Below are 21,816 nucleotides of genomic sequence, written 5' to 3' on the forward strand. Positions count from 1 at the left end.
CTTTTATAATATTTATAGCTTATTGCTCTTAAGTGTGGCGCCTTGCGGTCTGTATTTCAACAGAAAGCTTTGAGTAATAGTCACTTTAAATGTTGATGGAGGTTGAGGTGAGAGATTGGAGAGATAATGGCGTCCCTGCCCGTATTCTGCCATAATTCACGCAGAACCTAGGTCGAAGAATCGCGACAGCTCAATGTAAACTTTGATCTACGCACGGATCAGGCGGCGAGAAACCACCCGTCGTCGCCGATTACCCTGAGAGCAGGCGGGCCAGTTGGCCGCGGCCGCGGGGCAGGGCGCCGAGGCCGCCCGCCAGGCCGGCGGCGATCGAGGTGAGGATGCCGAGCGCCAGGGGAAGCAGGACGGCCGCGAGACCGGGCAGCCATTCCACCCGCAGGGCGCCGTCGGCGATCCACCAGCTGCCGATCAGCCCGGCCGACCCGCCGATGACGGCGGCGGCGAGCCCCGTGGCGGCGGTCTCGCACAGCCGGGCGAGGGAGACCTCCCGCCGGGTCGCGCCGACGATCGAGAGGGCGACGGCCTCGCTTCGGCGGGCGTCGATATCGGCCGACACGGTCGCGGCGAGTGAAAGGGCGCCCGCCAGCAGCAGGATCGCCGCGATCAGCAGGGTGCCCAGGATCGCGCCCTCGACCACCTCCGTGGCATCGCTGACCAGGCGCCGCACGTCGATCACCGTCACGTTCGGCGCGTCGCGGGCGAGATCCGCGGTGAAGGCGTTGAGCGCCGGCGCGTCGCGACCCTGGAGCGAGACGATCCAGCCATGGGGCGCGTCACGGAACGGCTGGGGACTGGCCACCATCAGAAATTCCGGGCGCATGGTGCGGTGGTATTCCTTGCGGATGTTCGCCACCACCGAGGTGAAGACGCGGCCGAGCACGCTGTAGGTGAGCCGGTCGCCGGGCTTCAGGTCGAACGCCTGCATGACGTCCTCCTCCGCCGAGACCAGCGGCGGGCCGTCATAGTCGGCCGGCCACCACTCCCCGGACAGCAGTTCCGCGCCGGTCGGCTCGGCGGTCCAGGAGAAGCTGCGGTCGCCGTCGATCACCCAGTCCTTCTCGGGATCGACCAGGGCCTCCTCGACCGGCCGGCCGTTCACCTCGAGCAGACGGGTGCGCATGAACGGGGTCGCCTGGAGGCCGCCCAGCGCCGGGTCGCCCTCCACCCGCGCGCGGATCGCCGCGACCTGTGCCGCCTGTACGTCGAGCAGCACCAGGTCGGGTGCCTTTTCGGGGATCTGGGTCTCGAAGGCGGCTTGCAGGGAATGCTGGACCGCGACCACGCCGGTGATCCCGGCGATGCCGATGCCCAGGGCCACGGTCCGCAGCATCACCGCACGGCGGGACTCGAAGCCCTGACGGACCGCGAGGGCGAGGAAGCTGCGCGCGGGCAGGTGGCCGGCGGCTCGGGCGATCAGCGCCCCCAACAGGGCGAGCAGACCGGCGACCACCGCGAGACCTCCGGCGGCGGCCACGGCCATGGCCGGGTTGGGCAGGCCGGCGATGGCGAGCGCGACCGAGAGCGTCAGGAGGAGAACCGCGACGATCGCGTCGCGGCGGCTGAGACCGGCCCCCGAGGCGTCGCCGCGCAGCGCCCGCAGCGGCGCGATCCGGGTGATGGCCGAGAGGCCGGCGACCAGGGCGCCGGCGAGGCCGAGGCTCAAGGTCACCGCGACCAGCAGGATTTCGGCTCCCAGATCCGCCGGTGTCCAGAGCAGGTGCAGCCGTTCGGTCAGCAGGTCCAACAGCAGGGTGGCGCCAATCGCCGCGACCGCCAGTCCAAGGACCAGCGCGATCGCGGCGGCGATGGCCACCAGGGCGGCATGCAGAGCGACGACGGTGGTGCCGGTCGCGCCGGACAGCCGGTACTGGGCGATGGTGCGGTGACGCCGCCCGATCCACATGGCGACGGCGGCCCAGGCGCCGGTGAGACCCACGGCGAAGGCGGCGAGGCCGGCGATGCCGAGGAAGGTCGTGGTCCGGTTCGTCACCTCGCGCACCCGTTCCGCCGCGTCGCCGGGGGTCTCGATCTCCCAGCCCCGGTCCGGCTCGGCCTGCTGCACCGCCTGCAGCAGGTCCGTTGCCGAACCTTGCTCCGGAAAGCGGATGCGGGTGCGGAACTCGGTCAGCGAGCCGCGCCCGGTCAGCCCGGTCGCCTCCAGCCGATCCAGGGCGATCAGAACCCGCGGCCCGACCTGGAAGGTGCCGGCCGACAGCCGGTCCGGTTCACGCAGGAGCGTGTCCTGGATCCGGAAGGAGACGTCGCCGATGCTCAGGGTATCGCCGACCGCGAGGTCGAGTTGGGCCAGCAGACCGGGCTCGACCACCGCGCCGGGCAGCCCGTCCGCCCCGGCCAGGGCCGCCTGCAGCTCCTCGCCCCCCGAGAGCTCGCCCCCCGAGAGCTCGACCGTCCCGACCAGCGGATAGGCCCGGTCGACCGCCTTGAGCTCAACGGTCATCCGACGGGCCGACGCCGCCCCCGTGGCGGCTGCCGTGGAGCGGAGTTCGACGACCCTGGAGGTGGCGCCGATATCGTCCAGCGCCGTCTCGGTCGCGTCGTCGAGCGGCGTATTCACCACCGTGACCGCCACATCGCCGCCGAGGATGCGCCGGGCGTTGTCCTCCATGGCGCCGGCGAGACCGGAACTGAGCAGCCAGATCAGGCCGAGCATGGCGCTGGCGATCACCACGCAGGCCATGAACAGCCGCAGGCCGAGAATGCCGAAGCCGAGTTCGGCGCGCAGCAGGCCGAGCAGAACCCCGGCCCGGGCCGGCAGGGTGTCGCGTCCCGCCATCTCAGGACACCACCCGGCCGCCTTCGATGACCAGGGTGCGGTCGCAGCGCGCGGCAAGCGCGGGATCGTGGGTGACCAGCAGCAGGGCGGTACCGGAGCTGCGGGCCAGTTCGAACATGGTCTCGATCACCACCTCGCCCGTGCGCTGGTCGAGATTGCCGGTTGGTTCGTCCGCCAGCACCAGGCGCGGTGCGGCGACGAAGGCGCGGGCGATGGCCACACGCTGCTGTTCGCCGCCGGACAGGGCGGAGGGCCGGTGGGTCAGCCGGTGGCCGAGCCCGACCCGCTCCAGCATGGCCTTCGCCCGGTCCTGGGCATCGTCCTCGCCCGCCAGGGTAAGCGGCAGGGCGGCGTTCTGCAGGGCGGTCATCGACGGCACCAGATGATAGGCCTGGAACACGATGCCGATGTCGCGGCGGCGCATCAGGGTGCGGCCGCGTTCGCTCTCCAGCATCATGTCGGTTCCGAGCACCTGGGCCGCGCCGCCGGACAGTGGCTCCAGCCCGCCGATCACCGCGATCAGGGAGGATTTTCCCGAGCCCGAGGGGCCGGTGACGGCGACGATCTCGCCGGGGCCGACCTGGAGGTCGATGCCGTTGAGCACATCGATCTCCCCCTCGGGAGTCGGGTAGGAGAGACGGGCCTGGGAGAGCTGGACGACGGGGGAGGCGGTGAAATCCATGGTCCTCAATCGGTCAGGTGTGACGCGCGGCCCCCTGGGGACCAGGCGGCCGCGGTCTGAGTATCGATGAAGGAATGTATTCGGCCCCGTCGCCGCGGCAACCGTGCCCGCGCTGCGCGTCTCACGCCGCCGGGCGGCCGGCACCGTTCTCGGCCGCCGGGATCGCCGGCACCAGGGCCCGCACCAGGTCGGTCATGTCCAGGCGGCCGACGACCGCGTCGTCCTGCACCACCTTGAAACAGGCGCTGCTGTCGCCCCGCGCCTGGGCGATCACGTCCTCGAGGGTGGCGTCGGCGTCGACCGCGTCGTCCACGCCGGACAGATCCGCATCCCGGCGCATCACAGAGCGGACCCGCAGGACCCGCGCCCGGTTGATGTCGGTGATGAACTCCTCGACATAGGCGTCGGCCGGGTTCATCAGGATCTTTTGCGGCTCGCCCTGCTGGACGATGAAGCCGTCCTTCAGGATCACCAGCTTGTCGGCGAGTTTCAGGGCCTCATCCAGGTCGTGGGTGATGAACACGACGGTCTTGTGCAGCTCCTCCTGCAGTTCCAGCAGCAGGTTCTGCATGTCGGTGCGGATCAGCGGGTCGAGGGCGGAGAACGCCTCGTCCATCAGCATGATCGACGCGTTGGAGGTGAGCGCCCGGGCCAGGCCGACGCGCTGCTGCATGCCGCCGGAGAGCTGGTTCGGGTGCTGGTTGGCCTGGCCTTGGAGCCCGACCCGGTCCAGCCACTTGTTCGCCTCCTCGTGCCACTCGTCCTTGGCGAAACCGCGCACCGCCAGCGGCATGCCGGCATTCTCCAGCACCGTGCGGTGCGGCAGCAGAGCGAATTTCTGGAACACCATGGACATGGTCTTCTGGCGCAGGGTGCGCAGCTGGTCCTCGCCGAACTCCAGGATGTTCTCGCCATCGACCTCGATCGATCCGGCGGTGGGCCGGATCAGCAGGTTGAGGTGGCGGATCAGCGTCGACTTGCCCGAGCCGGAGAGGCCCATGATCACGGTGATCTTGCCGTCCGGGATGTCGATGTTGATGTCGCTCAGGCCGAGAACATGGTTGTGCTGCTCCAGCAGTTCCGGCTTGGAGAGGCCCTGGGTGACATGCTCCATCGCCGTCTCCGGATCGTCGCCGAAGATCTTGTACAGATGGGTCAGCGCCACGCGGGTCTCGGGGGTCTGTTGGTCGGTCATGACGGAAGCCCTCAATGCTGCTGGACGGAGTTGATGCGCTGGAGCGCGGACTTGGTGACCCGGTCGAGGATCACCGCCAGCAGCACGATCCCGAGGCCGGCGACGAGGCCGACGCCCAGTTCGAGATTGCGGATGCCGCGCAGCACGAGCACGCCGAGGCCGGGGGCGGAGACCAGCGACGCGATCACCACCATCGCCAGGGACATCATGATGGTCTGGTTCACGCCGGCCATGATGGTCGGCAGGGCCAGCGGGATCTGCACGCCGAACAGCTTCTGGCGCTGGGTCATGCCGAAGGCGTCGGCCGCTTCGATGACGTCCTTGTCGACCAGGCGGATGCCGAGATCGGTCAGCCGGATCACCGGCACGATCGCGTAGAGGATGATGGCGATGCCGAACAGCTTCGATTCCGTCACGCTGAACAGGAAGATCAGCGGGATCAGGTAGACGAAAGGCGGCAGGGTCTGGAGCATGTCCAACACCGGCGTGGTCATCCGCCGCATCGAATCGCTGCGCGACATCAGGATGCCGATCGGCACCCCAAGCAGAACGCACAGAAAGGCGCAGACGAAGATGATCGACAGCGTCTGCATGGCATAGTCGTACTGATCGATGAAGGCGAGGCCGGCGAGGCTGACCCCGACGAAGGCTACCAGTCCCGCGGATCGCGAGACCAGCCAGACGATCAGCAGCAGGGCCGGAATAACGATCCACCAGGGCGTTGCCAGCATGCCGTAGAGCGCGCCGTCGAGCATCCAGCTCAGCGGCTGGGTCACCGGGTCGAGGACGACCTTCAGGCTGTCCTTGATGTTGAGGAAGCCCTGTTCCAGGCCCTTGGTCACGTCGCGCGACTGGGGCATGGCCGGACAGGCGTCGTTCAGGGCGTCGAGCGAGGGGAAGGGGAGATCCCAAAGGGAAACCTCCTTCTCCGCGCTGTCGCCGGAGCTCTGGGCGATCAGATCGGACATGGACATCGGGGCCGAACTGGCCGAGGCACCGCACCAGTCCTCAAGCCCCAGGGCTTTGAATATGCCGTCATAGGTGGCCACGAAACGTGCCTTTCCCGTCGCTCAACCGACGTTGGATCTCGATAACAAAAAGAAAAACGGGGTCGCGGCATGCGCGACCCCGCCGTGATACGTCGCGGGATCAGCCCGCGCTCAGGACCGAGCCGAGCTTCTCGCGGGCATCGTCGCTGAGCCAGGACGACCAGCGGTCCTTGTAGGTCGTCAGGTATTGGACGGCGGCCTCTTCGGCGGAGGCGTTGTTCTTGTCCATCCAGGCCAGCAGCGAACTCATGGTGTCAGTCTGGAAGCTGATCTTGCTCATCAGCTCGGCGATCTCGGGCTCCTGCTCCTTGAAGCTGGAGGTCACCGAGGTCAGCACCGGCGCCGCCGGGAAGTCGGAGACGCCCGGATCGGCCGTATCCTGGTTCTGGTTGGCGGCGTGGACGTCTTCCTTGTACTCGCCGAGATCGACGCGGGTCATGTCGTACTTGCCGAGCGGAACCGTCGGACCCCAGTAGTAGCCGAACCACGGCTCCTTGTTCTCATAGGCCGCGGCCATGGAGGTCGCAAGGGTCTCGCCGGAACCGTGGTTGAACACCTCGATGCCGGAGGACTCAAGGTCCAGGGCGCGCACCAGATTGTCGCTCACCACGCGGCAGCCCCAGCCGCTCGGGCAGTTGTTGAAGCGTCCGCCGACCAACTCGGGGTTGTTCATGACCCCCTCGATGGTCTTCAGCTCGGGATGCTCCTCGGCGAGGTAAGTCGGGATCCACCACCCCTCGACGCCGCCCGGCTTCAGCACCTTGGCGACCCGCTCGATCTTTCCTTCTTCCTCCAGGCGCGCGTAGGCGTCGCCGGTGGAGTTCAGCCAGAGCTCGGTGACGATGTCCGGCTCGCCGTTCTCGGCGACGGAGGTGACCGAGGGAACGGTATCGGAGGGCACCACCGTGACCTCGCAGCCGTAGCCCTGCTCCATGATGAACTTCGCCACATTGGTGACCACCGAGGCCGAGGCCCAGTTCATCTCGGTTATGGACACCTCGCCACAGTCGGCGTTCGCCGCGGCGGGCACCATGAATGCGCCGGCTGCGAGCCCGATTGCCAACTTCCTCATGTAAAATCTCCTGCAGTCAGTGCCGGCCGCCGCCGAATGCACGATGGTGTCCGAGGCGCTGAAGGCGCCGACATCTCAAGCATCCAAGCAGAGACCGTTGGAATCGTCGGGGCGCCGGACCCGGCCTCTGTCTGACCGGTGGCGCATGGGAGCCGATGCACGTCGTTCCCATCGGCTGAGCCAGTGTCTCGGGCCTCAGTAGGCCCCGGACCTGCATGACGGCGCCCGACCGCCGCCACGGACTTACACTTTAGGTCGATCCCGCAGGTGTCAACCGGCGCTGCCACATTTTCGCCATGGGTGCGGTGCGGACCGGTCGGGAGCGGGGCTGCCGGCTTGGTCCTTCGGGCCATGGCTCCCCTTCCCGAGGCGACCTCCGGCCGGCGAATCCCGTCCATCACTGCGGCGATAAAGCGCTCGACGGTCCTTGCGCGGATAGGCCATATCAACGTCATGGATTTAGCAGGCATCCCCATCGGCCGTCTCTCGGCGCGCAGGGCCATCGCGTGGTCCGTGCTCGCGCTGGTGATGCTGCGGGCCGCGATCCCGGTGGGCTTCATGCCCGACCTGGATGCGCTCGCTGACGGGCGGATCGAGATCGTGATCTGCACGCCCGGTGGGCTGAAGACCATCGCAGTCCCCGCCGACGGCGCCGCGGCGACCGGGGCCGAGGAGCGGTCGTCGAGCGACGCGGCGGCCTATGAATGCCCGTTCGATGCCGTCGTCTCCCAGGCGGTCCTCCTTGCCGATCCCGCCCCGGATCTGCGTCGTGTGCTGGAGCCGGCCGAATCGCGCCAAAGCTTGGAGCGTGAGACGCTTGTCGCCCGGTATTCCGGTCCCCCGCTCGGCTCGCGCGCCCCTCCTGTCTGATCCTGTGAGTTGTGGTGCCCAACCGTCTTACGACGGCGTCGGCGTCCCAGTCTTCCCCTCGGCCGGTCGCAGCCGGGCAGGCGCTGTCGCGGATGTTCCGTAGACGCGTCCATGCCTGCGCTGTTCGCCGGCCTGCTCTGCCTCACCGCCCGCCGGATCCATCCGACCTATCTGCGTCGCGCCGACGGGCCGTGCTCTCAGGATGTTTCATGACCGATCGACAAGACCGCGCCGCACGCTCGGCGCTCTACCGTGCCGTCTGGCGTTGGCACTTCATCGCCGGACTGCTGATCCTTCCCATCGTCGTCCTTCTCGCCGTCACCGGCGCGATCTACCTGTTCAAGGACGAGATCAACGATGCCGCCTACCGGCAGTACCGCCTGGTGACCCCGCAATCGACACCCGCGCTGCCGGCCTCGGCGCTGGTCGCCGCCGCCCTCGACAGCCTGCCGGGCTCGCTCAAGGCCTATCTGCCGCCGGCGGCCCCGGACCGGGCCGCCGAGGTGAAGATCGTCGGCGAGAACGGGCTCAAGGACACGGTCTACGTGAACCCGTATGACGGCTCAGTCCTGGGCCGGCTCTGGGACGGCGGGCATGCCGGCAGCCCGGCGATGTACGTGGTGCGCAAGCTGCACTCGCTGGAATATGTCGGCTGGCTGGGCAACCGCATCGTCGAGGCGGCGGCCGGCTGGATGGTGCTGCTGGTCGGCACCGGCATCTATCTGTGGTGGCCGCGCGGACGGAACCTCGGCACCGTAAGCATCAAGGCGAGCCGCGGCCGTCCGTGGTGGCGCGACCTGCACGCGGTCACCGGCCTCTATACCGGTGTGTTCATCGTCTTCCTGGCACTGACCGGCCTGCCCTGGTCGTCCGTCTGGGGCGGCAAGTTCTATGAGCTGTCCTATGCCGCCGGGCTCGGTATGCCGGACGGCTATTGGTCCAAATACCCGACCTCCACGGTGCCGGTGGGCGATGCGATCGACCGCGCCCCCTGGATCATGGAGAAGCAGCCGATGCCGCTGTCCGGCGCATCGGCCGGTGTACCTGCCGGCCTGGATTCGATCGTGGCGACGGTGGAGGGGCTGGGGATCGCGCCCGGCTATGCGCTGAACATGCCGCGCGGGCCCGAGGGCGTGTTCACCGCCTCGGTCTATCCCGACGACATCACCCGCGAACGGGTGATCCATCTCGACCAGTATACCGGACAGGTGCTGTACGACGCCGGGCTGGCGGATCTGGGCCCCCTCGGCTGGGCCGCCGAATGGGGTGTGAGCATCCATATGGGACAGGCCTGGGGCCTCGCCAATCAGCTCGTCCTGCTGGCGGCCTGCCTCGCCATGATCGGCCTCGCCGTCTCCGCCGCCGTCATGTGGTGGAAGCGCCGACCCGAACGCGGTCTCGGCGTGCCGACCCTCGCGGCCGACTGGCGGATCCCCCGCGCTCTCCTGGTGATCGCGGTGGCGGCCGGGATCTTCTTCCCGCTGGTCGGCCTGTCGATCCTGTTCATCGCCGCGGTCGAGTTGGCCGTCTACCTGGCCGGCCGTCGACGTCGGGCCCAGCCTTCATGATCACGAGACTGTGAGCAGCGCTTATCGGCGTCCGCGGCTCCCCCACCTCTTGCGGAAAGGGAGCCGGTTTCCGCCGCAGTCTGGTGTGGCCGCGGCGCCGATCGGCGAGACACGATCACTGGCAGGAGAGACGTTCATGGCACTTCATCCGCTTACGCGCCGCACGGTCCTTGGCGCTGTCGGCGCGGTCGCGGCGACGGGCGTGTCGGGACTCATCGTCCCGGCGCGCGCCCAGGGACTGGCGGCGACGCCGTCGATGCGTGGCGGCTCCAACAACTATCTCCCGAACGCTCCGATCGTGGAGCGGATCGGTGGCGGCGGCTTCTGGATGTCGGGCACCGTCCGGCGGGCCGGCGACGGCGCGCCCCTGGCGGGCCAGCGTATCCAGATCTGGGCCCACACCACCGAAGGGAACGAGCGCGACCCGCACAGCCACGGGGCAACGCTGACCGACGAGAACGGGGTCTTCCGCCTGGAGATGCCGCAGATCGTCCCGGTCTTCGGCCAGCCGCATGGCCACCTGGCCTATGACAGCGGCGACTTCGAGACCGTGTTCCTGCGCCCGGTCATGGCGAGTTCGAGCGATACCAGCCTGGAGGCGCATTTCGTGCTCAAGCCGGTCTGAGCGCGATGACATCGAAGGGACGGGCGGACCCCAGGACCCTCCTGGCTTGGTCCGCCCTGGCGATGGCCATCGCGGTGCCGCTGGTCGCGGCGGCCTTCAGCCCGCTGCTGGCATGGCGCCAGCCGGTCTATATCGTGGCCGGATTCGCCGGGATCGCGGCCATGGCCCTGCTGTTGGTGCAGCCGCTGCTGATCGGCAACTACATACCAGGCCTGTCCGCCCTGCGCGCCCGACGGCTTCATCGCGCGGTTGGGGTGACGCTGGTTGCGGCCGTGCTCGTGCATGTGGCCGGTCTCTGGGTCACCAGCCCGCCGGATGTGGTGGATGTCCTGCTGTTCCGCTCGCCGACCCCGTTCTCGCTCTGGGGTGCGATCGCCATGTGGGCCGTGTTCGCCGCGGCCCTGATCGCCGCCCTGCGTGGCAAGGTGGCGCTGCGGCCTCGGACATGGCGCCTCGTCCATATGGGGCTGGCCGCACTGACCGTTCTGTGCAGCGCGCTGCACGCCGTTCTCATCGAAGGGACCATGGAGACGGTGTCGAAACTGGCATTGTGCGGCCTGGCGATCCTGGCGACGGCCAAGCTGGCCTATGACCTCCGGGTCTGGGTACTCCGGCCCCGTAGCTAGGTCCTTGCATCGTCGATCAACTTCTACGCCGGACACGTCCGGCGGGTCCCACTCTTGGCAACGGTCGCCGGCGAGGCGTATCGTTCGCGGGTTCGGTCCGGCCTCCCGCGTGCCGGCGGGTAAAGCGGATCGAGTGTGATGACCCGCCCGCCGGGAGACCGAACGGATGGCGACGACAGGAAGGACCGACGATGAACACCACCGCGACTGCGACAGCCGGTTCGGCGTCCCGACTGGCACCGGCCCTTCTGGCGGCGGTCTTCGGCCTCGCGCTCATCTTCGTGGCCGGCCATGTGCAGACCCAGACCCTGCACGACGCAGCGCACGACGTCCGTCACGCGACCGGCTTCCCCTGTCACTGACGCCATGTTCACGCGGATCCTGACCAGCGCCCTCTTTGCTGGTGCCGTCGGTGGACTTCTGGCGGCCCTGTTGCAGCTCTATTTCGTGCAGCCGGTGCTGCTCCATGCCGAGCTTTATGAAGGTGGCGATCTCGTCCATTTCGGCGCGCGTTCCGAGGTGTCTGCGCACCAGGATATGGGCGGACTCGACCCGGTGCGCGACGGTCTCAGCGCCGTCTTCACCATGCTCATCTATTCCGGCTATGCGCTGATCATGGTCGCGCTGATGTCGCTGGCCGAGCAGCGCGGGGCCAGGATCTCGGCCCGAACGGGACTTATCTGGGGCATCGCCGGCTTCCTGGCTGTGCATTTCGCGCCCGGCTTCACATTGGCGCCGGAGGTGCCGGGGGGTGCCGCAGCCGATGTCTATGCCCGCCAGGTCTGGTGGTTCGCGACGGTCGGCGCGGCCGCGGTGGCGCTCTGGCTGATCGCCTTCGGCCAGAGCTGGAAGGCCTGGGGGCCGGCGGTGGTGCTGCTGCTCGCTCCCCATGTGGTCGGCGCGCCGCAGCCGGACGTGTTCACCGGCCCGGTCCCGACCGAGATCGGCGCCCTGTTCGCCGCCCGGGCCTATGGTGTGGGCCTGGCCGGCTGGGTGATGGTCGGCTGCCTCGGCGGCTATTTCTGGTCGAGAGAGTCGGTGAGCGTCGGCGCGGCCGAGACCGCCTGACGGCGCCTTCCCAGCAACGAAGGTCCCCGTTGGAGATCGCCATGGACCGTTCCATCCCCATGCTGCTGATCGGACTGATCTTCGGCGGCGGCATCGGCTTCACGGTCGCCGCCGGCAACGGGATCACCCTGGGCGGGCACGACCACGCCCACCACGCCCACGGCTCCGCCTCCGTTCCTCATGAACACGCGGCACCCTATGTGCTGCCGGCTGGCGAGACCGCGCCGACGGTTACCCTCGATGTTCGGCCCGATCCATCCTCCGGCTGGAACCTGCATATCGACACGACCGGGTTCCGTTTCGCGCCGGAGCGTGCCAGCGGCCCCCATGTGCCGGGGGAGGGCCATGCCCATGTCTATGTGAACGGTGACAAGGTCGGCCGGGTCTATGGGCCGTGGATGCATCTGGGCACGCTGCCAGACGGCGAGGTCACCATCGCGGTCACCCTGAACGCCAACGACCACCGGCCGCTGGTCGTGGGGGATCGGCCGGTATCCGCCTCGGTGATCGTCCGGAACTGACGCTGCCGCTCAGACCTCGAGGGCCGGCACCCGCCCCGTCAGGCAGAAGCGCAGGCGCCCGCAGCCGCGCGCGTGCTCGATCCACCCGTTCGGACTGTCCAGGTAGAGCCGGAGCGTCGCGGCGATGTCCGCCAGGTCCTCCTCCGGCCGGACGCCCGAGAACAGATAGGTGGCCCGGCCATGGCCCTGAAGCGACAGGGCGACCGGCTCGCCACACGCCCCGAGGCACCCCTGGCCGGCGACGCGCACCGGGACCGGCAGACCGGCCCGCATGATCGAGTCCCGCAGGCGTTCGAGGTCGGCTGGACCGCTCTCCGGCGCGCAGGTGACGCAGAGCCGGACGACAATGCCGTCCTCCGTCCCCTCCATGCCGGAGCCTTCCACCTAGCCGGAGGCGCGCGCGGGCAGGGGGAGGTCGACGGTCGGCGAGCCCGGCACGCGTACGCGCCACAGCAGGCCGAACCCGGCGGTCACCAGGGCCGCGGCGCCGAGCATCACCGCGAGGCCGGTCTGCCACAGGATCTGGGTGACCACCGCCAGGGGAATCCCGACCGCCACCCTGTACTGCGGCCGGTAGAGCCGACGGGGGCGGACCTCGATGACGGCGTCGAGCACGCCGTCTGGCCGGGCCCAGCGGTCGGTCTGGTCCTGCAAGCCGGCCGCCGCCTCGATCCGGTTACCTTCCAGCAGGGCGACGTAGGAAATGATGTCGTTGGTCTCCTGGTATTCCCGGACCACGTCGCCGAGGCCGACCAGGTCGCTGGGGTCGATTCCGAGCGCCATGGCGTCGCCCAGGCGAGAGCCGAGCGATTCCCCATAGGCATTGGCGGTCTCGATCGCCTTGGTGGCGGCCAGTCCAAAGATCGTCGCCCCCAGGACGCCGAGACCGATCACGCAGGTGACGCCATAGAGGATCGCCAGCTCCCGGTACGACTGGAACACTTCCGGATTGGCCAGCACGGTGGCGTGCACGACCAGGCCGAGCGCCAGCAGGACCATGGCGGCGACGCCGGCGATGGCCGTGCTCCGGCTGAATTCCGCGGCGATCTGGTGTTCGTAGTAGACGATCACGCTGCCGGCCGGGCCGAACCGTCCGGCCACCGGCAGGGAGAAGCGGGACAGCCAGCCGTGATGCTGGATCCCGGGCACGTCGGCGCCCAGGCCGAGGAAGCTGCCGTCGTCCCAGTCGCGCGTCCCGGCATCGAACGTCGCCGGGTTGCGCAGGACCACCTGACCGGTCAGGTCGACGATCTCGACCGCGCGCACCGCCGGATCGAAGCGCAGCACCCGATCGCTTGCGGCGTCGAAACCGATGAAATCCGACACGGGAAGCCCCATCGACAGCATGCCGGCCATGGCCTTGTGGATGGTTTCCGCCTCCGTGCGGATGCGTTCCACGTCGAAGCGGGAGGAGGTCAGCGTCCACCATGCCGCCCCCAGCAGGACGAGGCCCGCCAGGACAAGGCAGACAAGGGCCGCCAGCCGCCGGCGCGCACCCTGGGCGGCGCTCATCTCGGGGCTGTATTCCGTCCCCGTCTCCTGATTCTGCTGGCTCATGTGGGCACACCTCTGTGAAGGGCCAGAATAGGTGAGGTGGGAGGCGATGCAAGCCGGAGCCGTCGTGGCACCGGTCAAAGGCCGGGTCGTTGGCGAGTTGATGCGACCGGTCGCCTGTGAAACAGTCGCAGCGCGCACGCGCCTCAAATCTCGAAGAAAGGACGGTCTTCCGTGACCGCAGCCACGTTCGCCCGGCACCTGGTGCTCTGCCTTGTCGTCCTGATTGGAGTCGCGGTGACCGCCTCGGCTCCGGCGAAGGCGACCGAGGGACGGCCGGTGCTGGACTGGCTGGAATTCGGGCCAGGCGCGCTCAAGGACTACGACATCGCCGCCGACCCCCAGGACACCGCCCGGATGCGGGCGGTCCCGGTCTGGACCGACAGGCCGGCGCGGTTCCGGCTGCTGATGCTGATCCCGTTCGAGTCGGTCGCCGCCTATTCGATCGGCGTGGATGTGGTGCTGGAGGCGTTCCGGCAGCAGGACATCCCGGCGGAGTTCGAGATCTGGCTCTACGGGAACGACGAGACGATCGCCCAGGAAGCGGTCGACTGGGCGGAATCGAACGCGGTGGATCTGATCATGCCGGTCGGATCCAGGGCGGCGGCCTTCATGCACGACACCTATGTCGGCGGCCGCCTGCCGGTGGTCACGAACTCGGCGAAGGATCCCGTGCTGCTCGGGCAGATGCCGGACTACCAGGCCGGCAGCGGCACCAACATCGCCTATACCTCGAACACCGTGCCGATCCGCCTGTTCATCAGCTATCTGCTGCAGCTTCTGCCGGATCTGAAGAATGTCGGCGTGCTGTACGCCTCCTCCAATCTGAGCGCGATCGAGACCCAGGTGACCCCGTTGCACGAGCTGGCGGACTCCTTCGGGCTGACGGTCCATGACGTGGCGGTGCGGGACGGCGAGGGGCTGGAGGACGATCTGATCGCCGGTATGGGGCGCGTCCGGCTGCGGATGGTGAACTCGGACCCGGGTCTCACCGCCAGCGCCTGGATTGTGACCGGGTCGACCTCGGTCTATCAGCGCATCGACCTGATCAACGACGTGGCCGGCCGCGCGCCGGTGATCTCGACCCTGCCGGACGTCGTGCGCAGCGGCGATGACAGTGCGGCCGTGTCGATCGGGATCAACCAGTCCACGGCGGTCCAGCTTTCGGCCTTCTACGCCATCAGCATCCTCACCGAAGGGGTGGATCCGGGCTCGCTCCCCGTCGGGGTCGTCACGCCGCCGGACCTGGCCATCAACTTCCGCGTCGCCCGCCAGATCGGTCTTCGGATCCCGTTCCGGTTCATGGAGGCGGCGACCTTCATCTACAATTACGACGGCAGGCAGGTTCGCGCCTTCGGGCAGCCGGTCGGCTTCATGAACTAGCGCCTGACCCCGAGTTCCCATGTCCAGTGCCACAGAGAAGACCCAAGAGGCGGTAAGCAGCCGGATCCGGCCGGCGCGGCGCTACAGCTTCGTCATGGGCCTGTCCTACCTGGTCCTGCTGGCGGTCTCGGTCGGGTTCTTCCTGTTCCAGATCGACAAGCGGGAAAAGTCGGAATGGGACGTGCTCGCCAGCGGCCTGAAGGAGCACGGGCTGATCCTCGACGCCCTGGCCTCGGCCGTGGTCAAGCGGTCCCAGGAGGTCCGCGAGGACGCCATGTCCGCCTATGCTCTCGCCCTGGCCGATGCGGGGGAGGATCGGGTCCAGGCGCTGATCGACAGGGGCGAGTTCGGCGAGATCTCGCTGCGGGTCGATACCGGCCTCGACGTGCCGTCCACCGCCGCGCTGTCGGGCGACTTCGCCCTCGATGCCGGCCGGTCGGACAATGCCGAGCTGGTGGCGGGCCTGCGGCTGCTGGGTGAGTTCCGCTATCTCGTCTCGCTGCTGCCGACCATCAAGCGGTCGGCCTATGTCTCGCGGACCGGCTTTTCGGTGATGCTGCCTGCGACCCAGGCCGAGGCGGATGCCTTCCAGGACGGCGTGCTGTCGAGCGGGTTGATCGAGAGCGGCCTGCCCGACGTCAACCCGGCGCGCCAGGGCCGGTGGCTGTTCGGCACGGACCGGGCAGGGCAACCGACCCTCCATCTGGCCGTGCCGGTGGATTCCGGTGACGGGTTTCTCGGCGTGGTCGCCTTCGAGATTTCGCTTCCCTATCTGAACCGGGTCAACGGCGACTTCTACTATCCGGTCGGCCGCACCATGCTGGTGACCGCCGACGACATCCTGTTGGCCTATCCCGAGGAGGAGGGGCTCCGGGCGCCGGTCGGCTCCCCGATCGCCGAGGCGCTGCCGGAAGAGGCGGCGTCGGTGATGGATCGGGCCGGCACCGTACCGCTGCGCCGGGTGGTCGATGTGGACGGCACGCTGCTCTATGTCGAGCCGCTGGAATCCGTGCCCTGGACCCTGGTCTACATGGGCGACCGCTGGACGATCCTGGCCAGCCTGATCGCCGATCGCGGGCCGGAAATGCTCGCCCTGGTCGCCGTGCTCACGGTGATGCTGCTGATCTCCGGCGGCCTGACCGGCCGGGAGTTCGTGTGGCCGGCCAGCCAGCTCATCGAGCATATCAAGGCGGCGGGCGAGGTGGGGCCTGCGGGTCCGCCGCGGGTGCCGCCGGGATGGCGGCCCTGGTTTCGAACGGTGACGCGGGTGTTCCGCGAGAACTCCGATCTGGTGCGGCTGCGCCAGGAGCTGCGCATCGCCCATGACATGCAGGCCTCGGTGCTGCCGCGGGAGCCGTTCCGGCACGACCGCATGGTGATCGTCGGCCAGATGCACGCGGCCTATGAGGTCGGCGGCGACTTCTACGACTATTTCCAGATCGACGAGAAGCGGGTCGGCGTGGTGATCGCCGACGTCTCGGGCAAGGGCGTTCCTGCCGGCCTGTTCATGATGATCTCGCGCACGCTGCTGCGCGCCGAAGGCCTCGGCGGCGGCGATCCCGGAGACTGCCTCACCCGGGTCAACGCCCTGCTGGAGCGCGAGAACGAGGCGGCGATGTTCGTCACCGTGTTCTACGGCGTGATCGACCTGGAGACCCTGACCCTGTCCTATGCCAATGCCGGCCACAATCCGCCCTTCGTGCTGAAGGCGGATGGCAGCGTGGTGCCGATCGAGCCGCTGGGCGACCTGGTCCTGGGCGTGATGCCGGGCATCGAGTATTCGAGCGCGACCACCAGCCTGTCGCCGCAGGACGCGCTGTTCCTCTACACCGACGGCCTGACCGAAGCGTTCGACGTGAACAACGAGGAATACCGGGAGAGCCGGCTGATCGAGGCCCTGGCTAAGTGTCGGGGCCAGTCGGCGGCCGAAATCGGCGATTCCTGCATCGCCGACGTCGAGAGCTTCGCCACCGGTGCCGCCCAGGCCGACGACATGACCTGTCTGGTGATCCGCGTCGAGGCCTAGGACGCTCGCGCCGGCGGTCTCAGTCGAACTGGGCCAGCTTGCGCAGGGCAGATTTGAGGCTCTGGGCCTCGCGCCGGGTCAGCCTGTTCTGCAGGTCCCGTTCGTAGGCCGAGGCGCGCTCGACCAGGAAGCCGTAGGCGCTCTCGCCGGCCTTCAAGAGGCTTAGAATTTCGCTGCGGCGGTCGAGGTCGTGGTCCGAGCGGGTCAGGAACCGCTTGCTCTCCAGGTCGCGCACCGCCCGGGAGATCTTCGTCTTGTGCACCCTGGCCCGCGCGCCGATCTCCTGCGCGGTCATCGGCCCGTAGCGGCCGAGATGGAAGAGAACGCGCCACTCGGTCCTCTTCATGCCGTAGAGGCCCTTGTAGATGTCGGCGAAACCCTCGCTCGTGCGCTCGGCCGCCATGTTGAGCAGGTAGGGTATAAAGTTATTTATCTCAAAGGGATGATCGTCCTCCTCACCTGTTGTCATCCGCCTGCACTCTCCCCTTGTTAGTTACAAAAGTAACTATCATGGTATCGGCAAGCACGGTTAGGAGGACAGGAAAATGAACGATCTCACGAGAGAGGCGCGGCAGGGCGGCGGCACCGGCCGCACCGGCCTGACCGAGGGCTATATGCCGGGCTTCGGCAACGATTTCGAGACCGAGGCGCTGCCGGGGGCCCTGCCCCAGGGGATGAACTCCCCGCAGAAATGCCCGTACGGCCTCTATGGCGAGCAGCTCTCCGGCACCGCCTTCACCGCGCCCAGCCACCAGAACGAGCGGACCTGGTGCTATCGTATCCGGCCGTCTGTCAAGCATACCGGGCGCTTCGAGAAGCGCGACCTGCCGTACTGGAAGTCGGCGCCGCACGTGAACCCGGATGTCGTGTCGCTTGGCCAGTACCGCTGGGACCCGGTGCCGCATAGCGACCAACCGCTGACCTTCCTGACCGGCATGCGCACGATGACCACCGCCGGAGACGTGAACACCCAGACCGGCATGGCGAGCCATGTCTATCTGGTGACGCGCTCGATGGAGGACGAATACTTCTACTCGGCCGACAGCGAACTGCTGATCGTGCCGCAGGAGGGAAGGCTGCGGTTCTGCACCGAACTCGGCGTGATCGATCTGGAGCCGAAGGAGATCGCCATCATCCCCCGCGGCCTGGTGTACCGGGTCGAACTGGTGGAGGGCCCGGCCCGGGGATTCGTCTGCGAGAACTACGGGCAGAAGTTCGAACTGCCCAATCGCGGCCCGATCGGCGCCAACTGCCTGGCCAATCGCCGCGACTTCAAGACACCCGTCGCGTATTTCGAGGACCGGGAGGTTGCGTCCACCGTCACGGTGAAGTGGTGCGGCCAGTTCCATACCTGCCGGATCGGCCATTCGCCGCTCGACGTTGTGGCCTGGCACGGCAATTACGCGCCGGTGAAGTACGACCTGCGGAACTACTGCCCCGTCGGCTCGATCCTCTTCGACCATCCGGATCCGTCGATCTTCACGGTGCTGACGGCACCCTCGGGCGTGCCGGGCACGGCCAATATCGACTTCGTGCTGTTCCGTGAGCGCTGGATGGTCATGGAGGACACCTTCCGTCCGCCCTGGTACCACAAGAACGTCATGTCGGAGCTAATGGGCAACATCTACGGCCAGTACGACGCCAAGCCCCAGGGCTTCGTGCCGGGCGGCATGAGCCTGCACAACATGATGCTGCCCCACGGTCCCGACAACGAGGCCTTCGAGAAGGCGACCTTCTCCGAGCTGAAGCCGCACAAGCTGGAGAACACGATGTCCTTCATGTTCGAGACCCGGTTCCCGCAGCATCTGACGGCCTTCGCCGCAAAGGAGGCACCATTGCAGGACACCTATATCGACTGCTGGGACAGTCTGAAGAAGCGGTTCGACGGCACGCCGGAAGGCAACTGGGACTGACTGCTGCACGCACCCGGAAAGGGCGACGATAGACCATGCCTCTGATGCAAAGCTGGCTCGACAGCGCCAACGACCCCGCGAGCGATTTTCCACTGAACAACCTGCCCTATGGGGTCTTCTCGCAGACGGGGGAGGGCAGGCGATGCGGGGTGGCGATCGGGGCCTGCGTCCTCGACGTCGCCGCGCTGGAGACGGCCGGGCTCATCTCCCTCTCCGCGGGGGCGCTGCTCCAGCAGGGTCGGTGGAACCCGCTGATGGCGGCGGGTCCCGCCGTCTGGGCGGAGCTGCGCGCGACCCTGACGGCGCTGCTCCAGGCCGGCAGCGGCAAGGAGGCGCAGGTGCGCCCCCATCTCGTGGCCCTGGACGAGGTCCGGCTCCACATGCCGTTCGACGTGGCGGAATACACCGACTTCTATGCCGGACGGCAGCATGCCTTCAATGTCGGCATCATGTTCCGCGGTCCGGAGAATGCGCTGCCGCCCAACTGGCTGCACATCCCGATCGGCTATAACGGCCGGGCCTCCACCGTCGTGGTCTCGGGCACCGATTTCCACCGCCCATCCGGCCAGCTCAAGGCGCCCGACGCCGACATGCCGAGCTTCGGGCCGTCCCGGCGGCTGGATATCGAGCTGGAGATGGGGGCGATCGTGGGCGCCGGGTCGGCCATGGGCGCGCGGGTCTCGGTCGCCGAGGCCGACGCCATGATCTTCGGCTATGTGCTGCTGAACGACTGGTCGGCGCGGGACATCCAGGCCTGGGAATACCAGCCGCTCGGCCCGTTCCAGGCCAAGGCCTTCGCCACCACCATCAGCCCCTGGATCGTCACCAGGGCGGCGCTGGAGCCGTTCCGTGTCGCCGCGCCGGCGCGAGAGAAGCCCCTGCTCCCCTACCTCAAGGAGCCGGGGCCGATGCTTTATGACATCGCCCTCGAGGTCGCGATGCAGCCGGCGGGGAGCGACCAGGTGACGACACTCAGCCGCACCAATGCCCGCGAGCTGTACTATTCCGCCGCGCAGCAGCTCGCCCACCATTCCAGCTCCGGCTGCGCGATGCGGTCCGGCGACCTGCTGGGGTCGGGCACGATCTCGGGGCCGGACAAGGACAGCTACGGCTCACTGCTGGAGATGACCTGGGGCGGCAAGGAGCCGCTGACCCTGGCCGACGGATCGGTGCGCAGCTTCATCGAGGACGGGGATACGCTGACGCTCCGCGGGCATGCCCAGGGCGACGGCTATCGCATCGGCTTCGGGGACTGCACGGGTACGGTGCTCCCGGCGGCCTAGCCGATCCGGATCATCCCGTCCGGATCCAGGCTCACCGGCACTTGGTCCAGCGTGCATCCGAGCCCGTCGCCGGACAGGCCTTCGCCTGTCTCGATGTCGAACAGGGCGCCGTGGCCGCTGCAGATCAGCTTCCGGCCATCGGCCGACAGGATGTTCGGCCGCCGGTAATTCAGCGGCAGGTACTGATGTGGGCAGGCATTCACATAGGCCGCAATGCCCGCATCGGTCTCCACCAGGATGATCGGGAACGTGCCCTTCTCAGTCTCCACCGAGTAGGGCAGCGCTCCCTTCACCGCGTCGCGGCGGCAGAGCACCGTCCCGATTGCAGGGGCGCTCGACAGGTCCTGCCAGCTCATCTCAGCCCAGCCGTTGGGTCTTATTCGGCCGGCTCGGGAACGGCCTTCAGAACGCCGCGCCGAACCTGGTCCTCCTCGATCGACTCGAACAGGGCACGGAAGTTGCCTTCGCCGAAGCCGTCATCGCCCTTGCGCTGGATGAACTCGAAGAAGATCGGGCCGATCACCGTGTTGGAGAAGACCTGCAGCAGGATGCGGGTCTGGCCGCCGCCGACCACGCCCTCGCCGTCGATCAGGATGCCGTTCTTCTTCATCCGGTCGATCGGCTCGTCATGCCCGGCGACCCGCTTGTGGGACATCTCATAGTAGATGTCCGGCGGGGCGGGCATGAAGGACATGCCCTTGGCGGCGATCGCGTCGGTGGAGTCGTAGATGTTCTCGGTGGCGATGGCGATGTGCTGGATGCCCTCGCCCTTGTACTCCTTCAGGTACTCCGCGATCTGGCTGTTGTCGTCGGCACTCTCATTGATCGGAATGCGGATCTTGCCGTCGGGCGAGGTCAGCGCCCGGCTGGTCAGCCCGGTCTGCTTGCCCTTGATGTCGAAGTACTTGATTTCGCGGAAGTTGAAGGTGTCGTGGTAGAACTTGTACCAGGTGTCCATGTTGCCGCGGACCACGTTGTGGGTCAGGTGGTCCAGGTAATAGAAGCCCACACCCTCGGGTGACGGGTCTTCCGCGCCGAGCCAGTCGTAATCCTGGGAATAGCAGCTCCCTTCATCGCCATAGGTGTCGACGAAATACAGCAGCGAGCCGCCGATCCCGTAGACGGCCGGCACGTCCAGCGCCTTGCCGTCGCCGGTATACTCCTCGGCGCCAAGCGACAGCGCCCGCTTCAGGGCGAAATGCGCATCGACCACCCGCCAGGCCATGCCCGGCGCACTCGGTCCGTGTTCCTTCACGAACGCGGCGCCATGGCTGGTCGGCTCGGCGTTGAGCAGGTAGTTGATGTCACCCTGGCGGTACAGGGTGATGTCCTTGGTCTTGTGCCTGGCCACCGGCTCGAACCCCATCTGCCGGAACAGCGTGTCCAGTTTCTCGGGCTCGGGATGGGCGAATTCCACGAACTCGAACCCGTCGGTGCCGGCCGGGTTCCTCTCGCTGATCGTGGCCTTGGGGGCGTCGTGCGGAAAAGGTCCCATGAACGGATCCTCCTGAAATCTCGTCGAGCTGGACCGCAGCCGGTCCATCAGCTTGATGCGTATTATGAACGCGT

The 21,816-nt window shown here is 67.8% G+C and carries 21 protein-coding genes; 11 read left to right on the top strand and 10 right to left on the bottom strand.

Annotation, left to right across the window (positions count from 1 at the left end; all coding sequences use genetic code 11):
- Window positions 1-250: 250 nt before the first annotated feature.
- The 5 genes from ACOQOP_RS02895 to ACOQOP_RS02915 all read right to left on the bottom strand — a co-directional run bounded on the left by ACOQOP_RS02895 (window position 251) and on the right by ACOQOP_RS02915 (window position 6,810).
- Window positions 251-2,812 carry an ABC transporter permease gene (locus ACOQOP_RS02895; RefSeq protein ID WP_420564813.1) on the bottom strand — a complete coding sequence of 854 codons (2,562 nt, stop codon included), beginning with the start codon at window positions 2,810-2,812 and terminating at the stop codon, window positions 251-253.
- Window position 2,813: 1 nt separating this feature from the next.
- Window positions 2,814-3,494, bottom strand: coding sequence for an ABC transporter ATP-binding protein (locus ACOQOP_RS02900; protein WP_420564814.1), 681 nt, complete (start codon window positions 3,492-3,494; stop codon window positions 2,814-2,816).
- 121 nt (window positions 3,495-3,615) lie between these two features.
- A complete protein-coding gene (locus ACOQOP_RS02905; protein WP_420564815.1) occupies window positions 3,616-4,689 on the bottom strand; it encodes an ATP-binding cassette domain-containing protein in 1,074 nt (357 codons plus the stop codon).
- Between the two features lie 11 nt (window positions 4,690-4,700).
- On the bottom strand, window positions 4,701-5,738 hold the full coding sequence (locus ACOQOP_RS02910; protein ID WP_420564816.1) for an ABC transporter permease: 1,038 nt from the start codon (window positions 5,736-5,738) through the stop codon (window positions 4,701-4,703).
- Between the two features lie 100 nt (window positions 5,739-5,838).
- Window positions 5,839-6,810, bottom strand: coding sequence for an ABC transporter substrate-binding protein (locus ACOQOP_RS02915; RefSeq protein ID WP_420564817.1), 972 nt, complete (start codon window positions 6,808-6,810; stop codon window positions 5,839-5,841).
- Window positions 6,811-7,161: 351 nt separating this feature from the next.
- Here ACOQOP_RS02915 and ACOQOP_RS02920 point away from each other — a divergent pair, with 351 nt between their 5' ends.
- The 7 genes from ACOQOP_RS02920 (at window position 7,162) to ACOQOP_RS02950 (ending at window position 12,088) form a co-directional block, all read left to right on the top strand.
- Window positions 7,162-7,680 carry a DUF2946 family protein gene (locus tag ACOQOP_RS02920; RefSeq protein WP_420564818.1) on the top strand — a complete coding sequence of 173 codons (519 nt, stop codon included), beginning with the start codon at window positions 7,162-7,164 and terminating at the stop codon, window positions 7,678-7,680.
- A 209-nt stretch (window positions 7,681-7,889) separates the two neighbouring features.
- Window positions 7,890-9,248, top strand: a complete 1,359-nt coding sequence (locus tag ACOQOP_RS02925; protein WP_420564819.1) for a PepSY-associated TM helix domain-containing protein — start codon at window positions 7,890-7,892, stop codon at window positions 9,246-9,248.
- Between the two features lie 136 nt (window positions 9,249-9,384).
- Window positions 9,385-9,873, top strand: coding sequence for a hypothetical protein (locus ACOQOP_RS02930; protein WP_420564820.1), 489 nt, complete (start codon window positions 9,385-9,387; stop codon window positions 9,871-9,873).
- A gap of 5 nt (window positions 9,874-9,878) precedes the next feature.
- The gene (locus tag ACOQOP_RS02935; protein WP_420564821.1) at window positions 9,879-10,499 is read left to right on the top strand and encodes a ferric reductase-like transmembrane domain-containing protein; all 621 of its coding nucleotides are present in this window, start codon (window positions 9,879-9,881) and stop codon (window positions 10,497-10,499) included.
- Window positions 10,500-10,690: 191 nt separating this feature from the next.
- A complete protein-coding gene (locus ACOQOP_RS02940; protein WP_420564822.1) occupies window positions 10,691-10,861 on the top strand; it encodes a CbtB domain-containing protein in 171 nt (56 codons plus the stop codon).
- Window positions 10,862-10,865: 4 nt separating this feature from the next.
- Window positions 10,866-11,567: a CbtA family protein gene (locus ACOQOP_RS02945; RefSeq protein WP_420564823.1), complete on the top strand. Its 702-nt coding sequence runs from the start codon at window positions 10,866-10,868 to the stop codon at window positions 11,565-11,567.
- A 41-nt stretch (window positions 11,568-11,608) separates the two neighbouring features.
- Window positions 11,609-12,088 carry a hypothetical protein gene (locus ACOQOP_RS02950; RefSeq protein ID WP_420564824.1) on the top strand — a complete coding sequence of 160 codons (480 nt, stop codon included), beginning with the start codon at window positions 11,609-11,611 and terminating at the stop codon, window positions 12,086-12,088.
- A 9-nt stretch (window positions 12,089-12,097) separates the two neighbouring features.
- Here ACOQOP_RS02950 and ACOQOP_RS02955 read toward each other — a convergent pair whose 3' ends face one another.
- On the bottom strand, window positions 12,098-12,457 hold the full coding sequence (locus tag ACOQOP_RS02955) for a DUF1636 family protein (RefSeq protein WP_420564825.1): 360 nt from the start codon (window positions 12,455-12,457) through the stop codon (window positions 12,098-12,100).
- A gap of 15 nt (window positions 12,458-12,472) precedes the next feature.
- Window positions 12,473-13,645, bottom strand: a complete 1,173-nt coding sequence (locus ACOQOP_RS02960) for a hypothetical protein (RefSeq protein WP_420564826.1) — start codon at window positions 13,643-13,645, stop codon at window positions 12,473-12,475.
- Between the two features lie 171 nt (window positions 13,646-13,816).
- Between ACOQOP_RS02960 and ACOQOP_RS02965 the strand changes: the two genes are divergently transcribed.
- Together ACOQOP_RS02965 and ACOQOP_RS02970 are read left to right on the top strand one after the other, a co-directional pair.
- Entirely contained in the window at window positions 13,817-15,025 is a 1,209-nt protein-coding gene (locus ACOQOP_RS02965; protein WP_420564827.1) for an ABC transporter substrate binding protein, read from the top strand.
- Window positions 15,026-15,044: 19 nt separating this feature from the next.
- Window positions 15,045-17,051 carry a PP2C family protein-serine/threonine phosphatase gene (locus ACOQOP_RS02970; RefSeq protein WP_420564828.1) on the top strand — a complete coding sequence of 669 codons (2,007 nt, stop codon included), beginning with the start codon at window positions 15,045-15,047 and terminating at the stop codon, window positions 17,049-17,051.
- A gap of 19 nt (window positions 17,052-17,070) precedes the next feature.
- Here the strand turns inward: ACOQOP_RS02970 and ACOQOP_RS02975 are convergent, their stop codons facing one another.
- The gene (locus ACOQOP_RS02975) at window positions 17,071-17,454 is read right to left on the bottom strand and encodes a MarR family winged helix-turn-helix transcriptional regulator (RefSeq protein WP_420564829.1); all 384 of its coding nucleotides are present in this window, start codon (window positions 17,452-17,454) and stop codon (window positions 17,071-17,073) included.
- A gap of 142 nt (window positions 17,455-17,596) precedes the next feature.
- Here ACOQOP_RS02975 and hmgA point away from each other — a divergent pair, with 142 nt between their 5' ends.
- Window positions 17,597-18,964, top strand: coding sequence for a homogentisate 1,2-dioxygenase (gene hmgA, locus ACOQOP_RS02980; protein WP_420564830.1), 1,368 nt, complete (start codon window positions 17,597-17,599; stop codon window positions 18,962-18,964).
- Between the two features lie 35 nt (window positions 18,965-18,999).
- Complete coding sequence (gene fahA / locus ACOQOP_RS02985) at window positions 19,000-20,247, top strand: fumarylacetoacetase (protein WP_420564831.1); 1,248 nt, start codon at window positions 19,000-19,002, stop codon at window positions 20,245-20,247.
- On the opposite strand, the gene ACOQOP_RS02990 is transcribed toward fahA, so the two are convergent.
- Together ACOQOP_RS02990 and hppD are read right to left on the bottom strand one after the other, a co-directional pair.
- Window positions 20,244-20,603 (bottom strand): Rieske (2Fe-2S) protein, encoded by a 360-nt coding sequence (locus ACOQOP_RS02990; RefSeq protein ID WP_420564832.1) that lies wholly within the window; start codon window positions 20,601-20,603, stop codon window positions 20,244-20,246. The genes fahA and ACOQOP_RS02990 overlap by 4 nt on opposite strands.
- Before the next feature lie 20 nt (window positions 20,604-20,623).
- Window positions 20,624-21,742, bottom strand: a complete 1,119-nt coding sequence (gene hppD / locus ACOQOP_RS02995; RefSeq protein WP_420564833.1) for a 4-hydroxyphenylpyruvate dioxygenase — start codon at window positions 21,740-21,742, stop codon at window positions 20,624-20,626.
- Window positions 21,743-21,816 lie beyond the last annotated feature (74 nt).

The organism is Thalassobaculum sp., from assembly GCF_965223715.1.
Taxonomy (GTDB): Bacteria; Pseudomonadota; Alphaproteobacteria; order Thalassobaculales; family Thalassobaculaceae; genus Thalassobaculum.

Bases quoted from the DNA above. Each gene is read 5' to 3' on its own strand.
- ACOQOP_RS02895 (WP_420564813.1), bottom strand. From the start codon at position 2,812: ATGGCGGGACGCGACACCCTGCCGGCCCGGGCCGGGGTTCTGCTCGGC.
- ACOQOP_RS02900 (WP_420564814.1), bottom strand. From the start codon at position 3,494: ATGGATTTCACCGCCTCCCCCGTCGTCCAGCTCTCCCAGGCCCGTCTC.
- ACOQOP_RS02905 (WP_420564815.1), bottom strand. From the start codon at position 4,689: ATGACCGACCAACAGACCCCCGAGACCCGCGTGGCGCTGACCCATCTG.
- ACOQOP_RS02915 (WP_420564817.1), bottom strand. From the start codon at position 6,810: ATGAGGAAGTTGGCAATCGGGCTCGCAGCCGGCGCATTCATGGTGCCC.
- ACOQOP_RS02920 (WP_420564818.1), top strand. From the start codon at position 7,162: ATGGCTCCCCTTCCCGAGGCGACCTCCGGCCGGCGAATCCCGTCCATC.
- ACOQOP_RS02925 (WP_420564819.1), top strand. From the start codon at position 7,890: ATGACCGATCGACAAGACCGCGCCGCACGCTCGGCGCTCTACCGTGCC.
- ACOQOP_RS02930 (WP_420564820.1), top strand. From the start codon at position 9,385: ATGGCACTTCATCCGCTTACGCGCCGCACGGTCCTTGGCGCTGTCGGC.
- ACOQOP_RS02935 (WP_420564821.1), top strand. From the start codon at position 9,879: ATGACATCGAAGGGACGGGCGGACCCCAGGACCCTCCTGGCTTGGTCC.
- ACOQOP_RS02940 (WP_420564822.1), top strand. From the start codon at position 10,691: ATGAACACCACCGCGACTGCGACAGCCGGTTCGGCGTCCCGACTGGCA.
- ACOQOP_RS02945 (WP_420564823.1), top strand. From the start codon at position 10,866: ATGTTCACGCGGATCCTGACCAGCGCCCTCTTTGCTGGTGCCGTCGGT.
- ACOQOP_RS02950 (WP_420564824.1), top strand. From the start codon at position 11,609: ATGGACCGTTCCATCCCCATGCTGCTGATCGGACTGATCTTCGGCGGC.
- ACOQOP_RS02955 (WP_420564825.1), bottom strand. From the start codon at position 12,457: ATGGAGGGGACGGAGGACGGCATTGTCGTCCGGCTCTGCGTCACCTGC.
- ACOQOP_RS02960 (WP_420564826.1), bottom strand. From the start codon at position 13,645: ATGAGCCAGCAGAATCAGGAGACGGGGACGGAATACAGCCCCGAGATG.
- ACOQOP_RS02970 (WP_420564828.1), top strand. From the start codon at position 15,045: ATGTCCAGTGCCACAGAGAAGACCCAAGAGGCGGTAAGCAGCCGGATC.
- ACOQOP_RS02975 (WP_420564829.1), bottom strand. From the start codon at position 17,454: ATGGCGGCCGAGCGCACGAGCGAGGGTTTCGCCGACATCTACAAGGGC.
- hmgA (WP_420564830.1), top strand. From the start codon at position 17,597: ATGAACGATCTCACGAGAGAGGCGCGGCAGGGCGGCGGCACCGGCCGC.
- fahA (WP_420564831.1), top strand. From the start codon at position 19,000: ATGCCTCTGATGCAAAGCTGGCTCGACAGCGCCAACGACCCCGCGAGC.
- ACOQOP_RS02990 (WP_420564832.1), bottom strand. From the start codon at position 20,603: ATGAGCTGGCAGGACCTGTCGAGCGCCCCTGCAATCGGGACGGTGCTC.
- hppD (WP_420564833.1), bottom strand. From the start codon at position 21,742: ATGGGACCTTTTCCGCACGACGCCCCCAAGGCCACGATCAGCGAGAGG.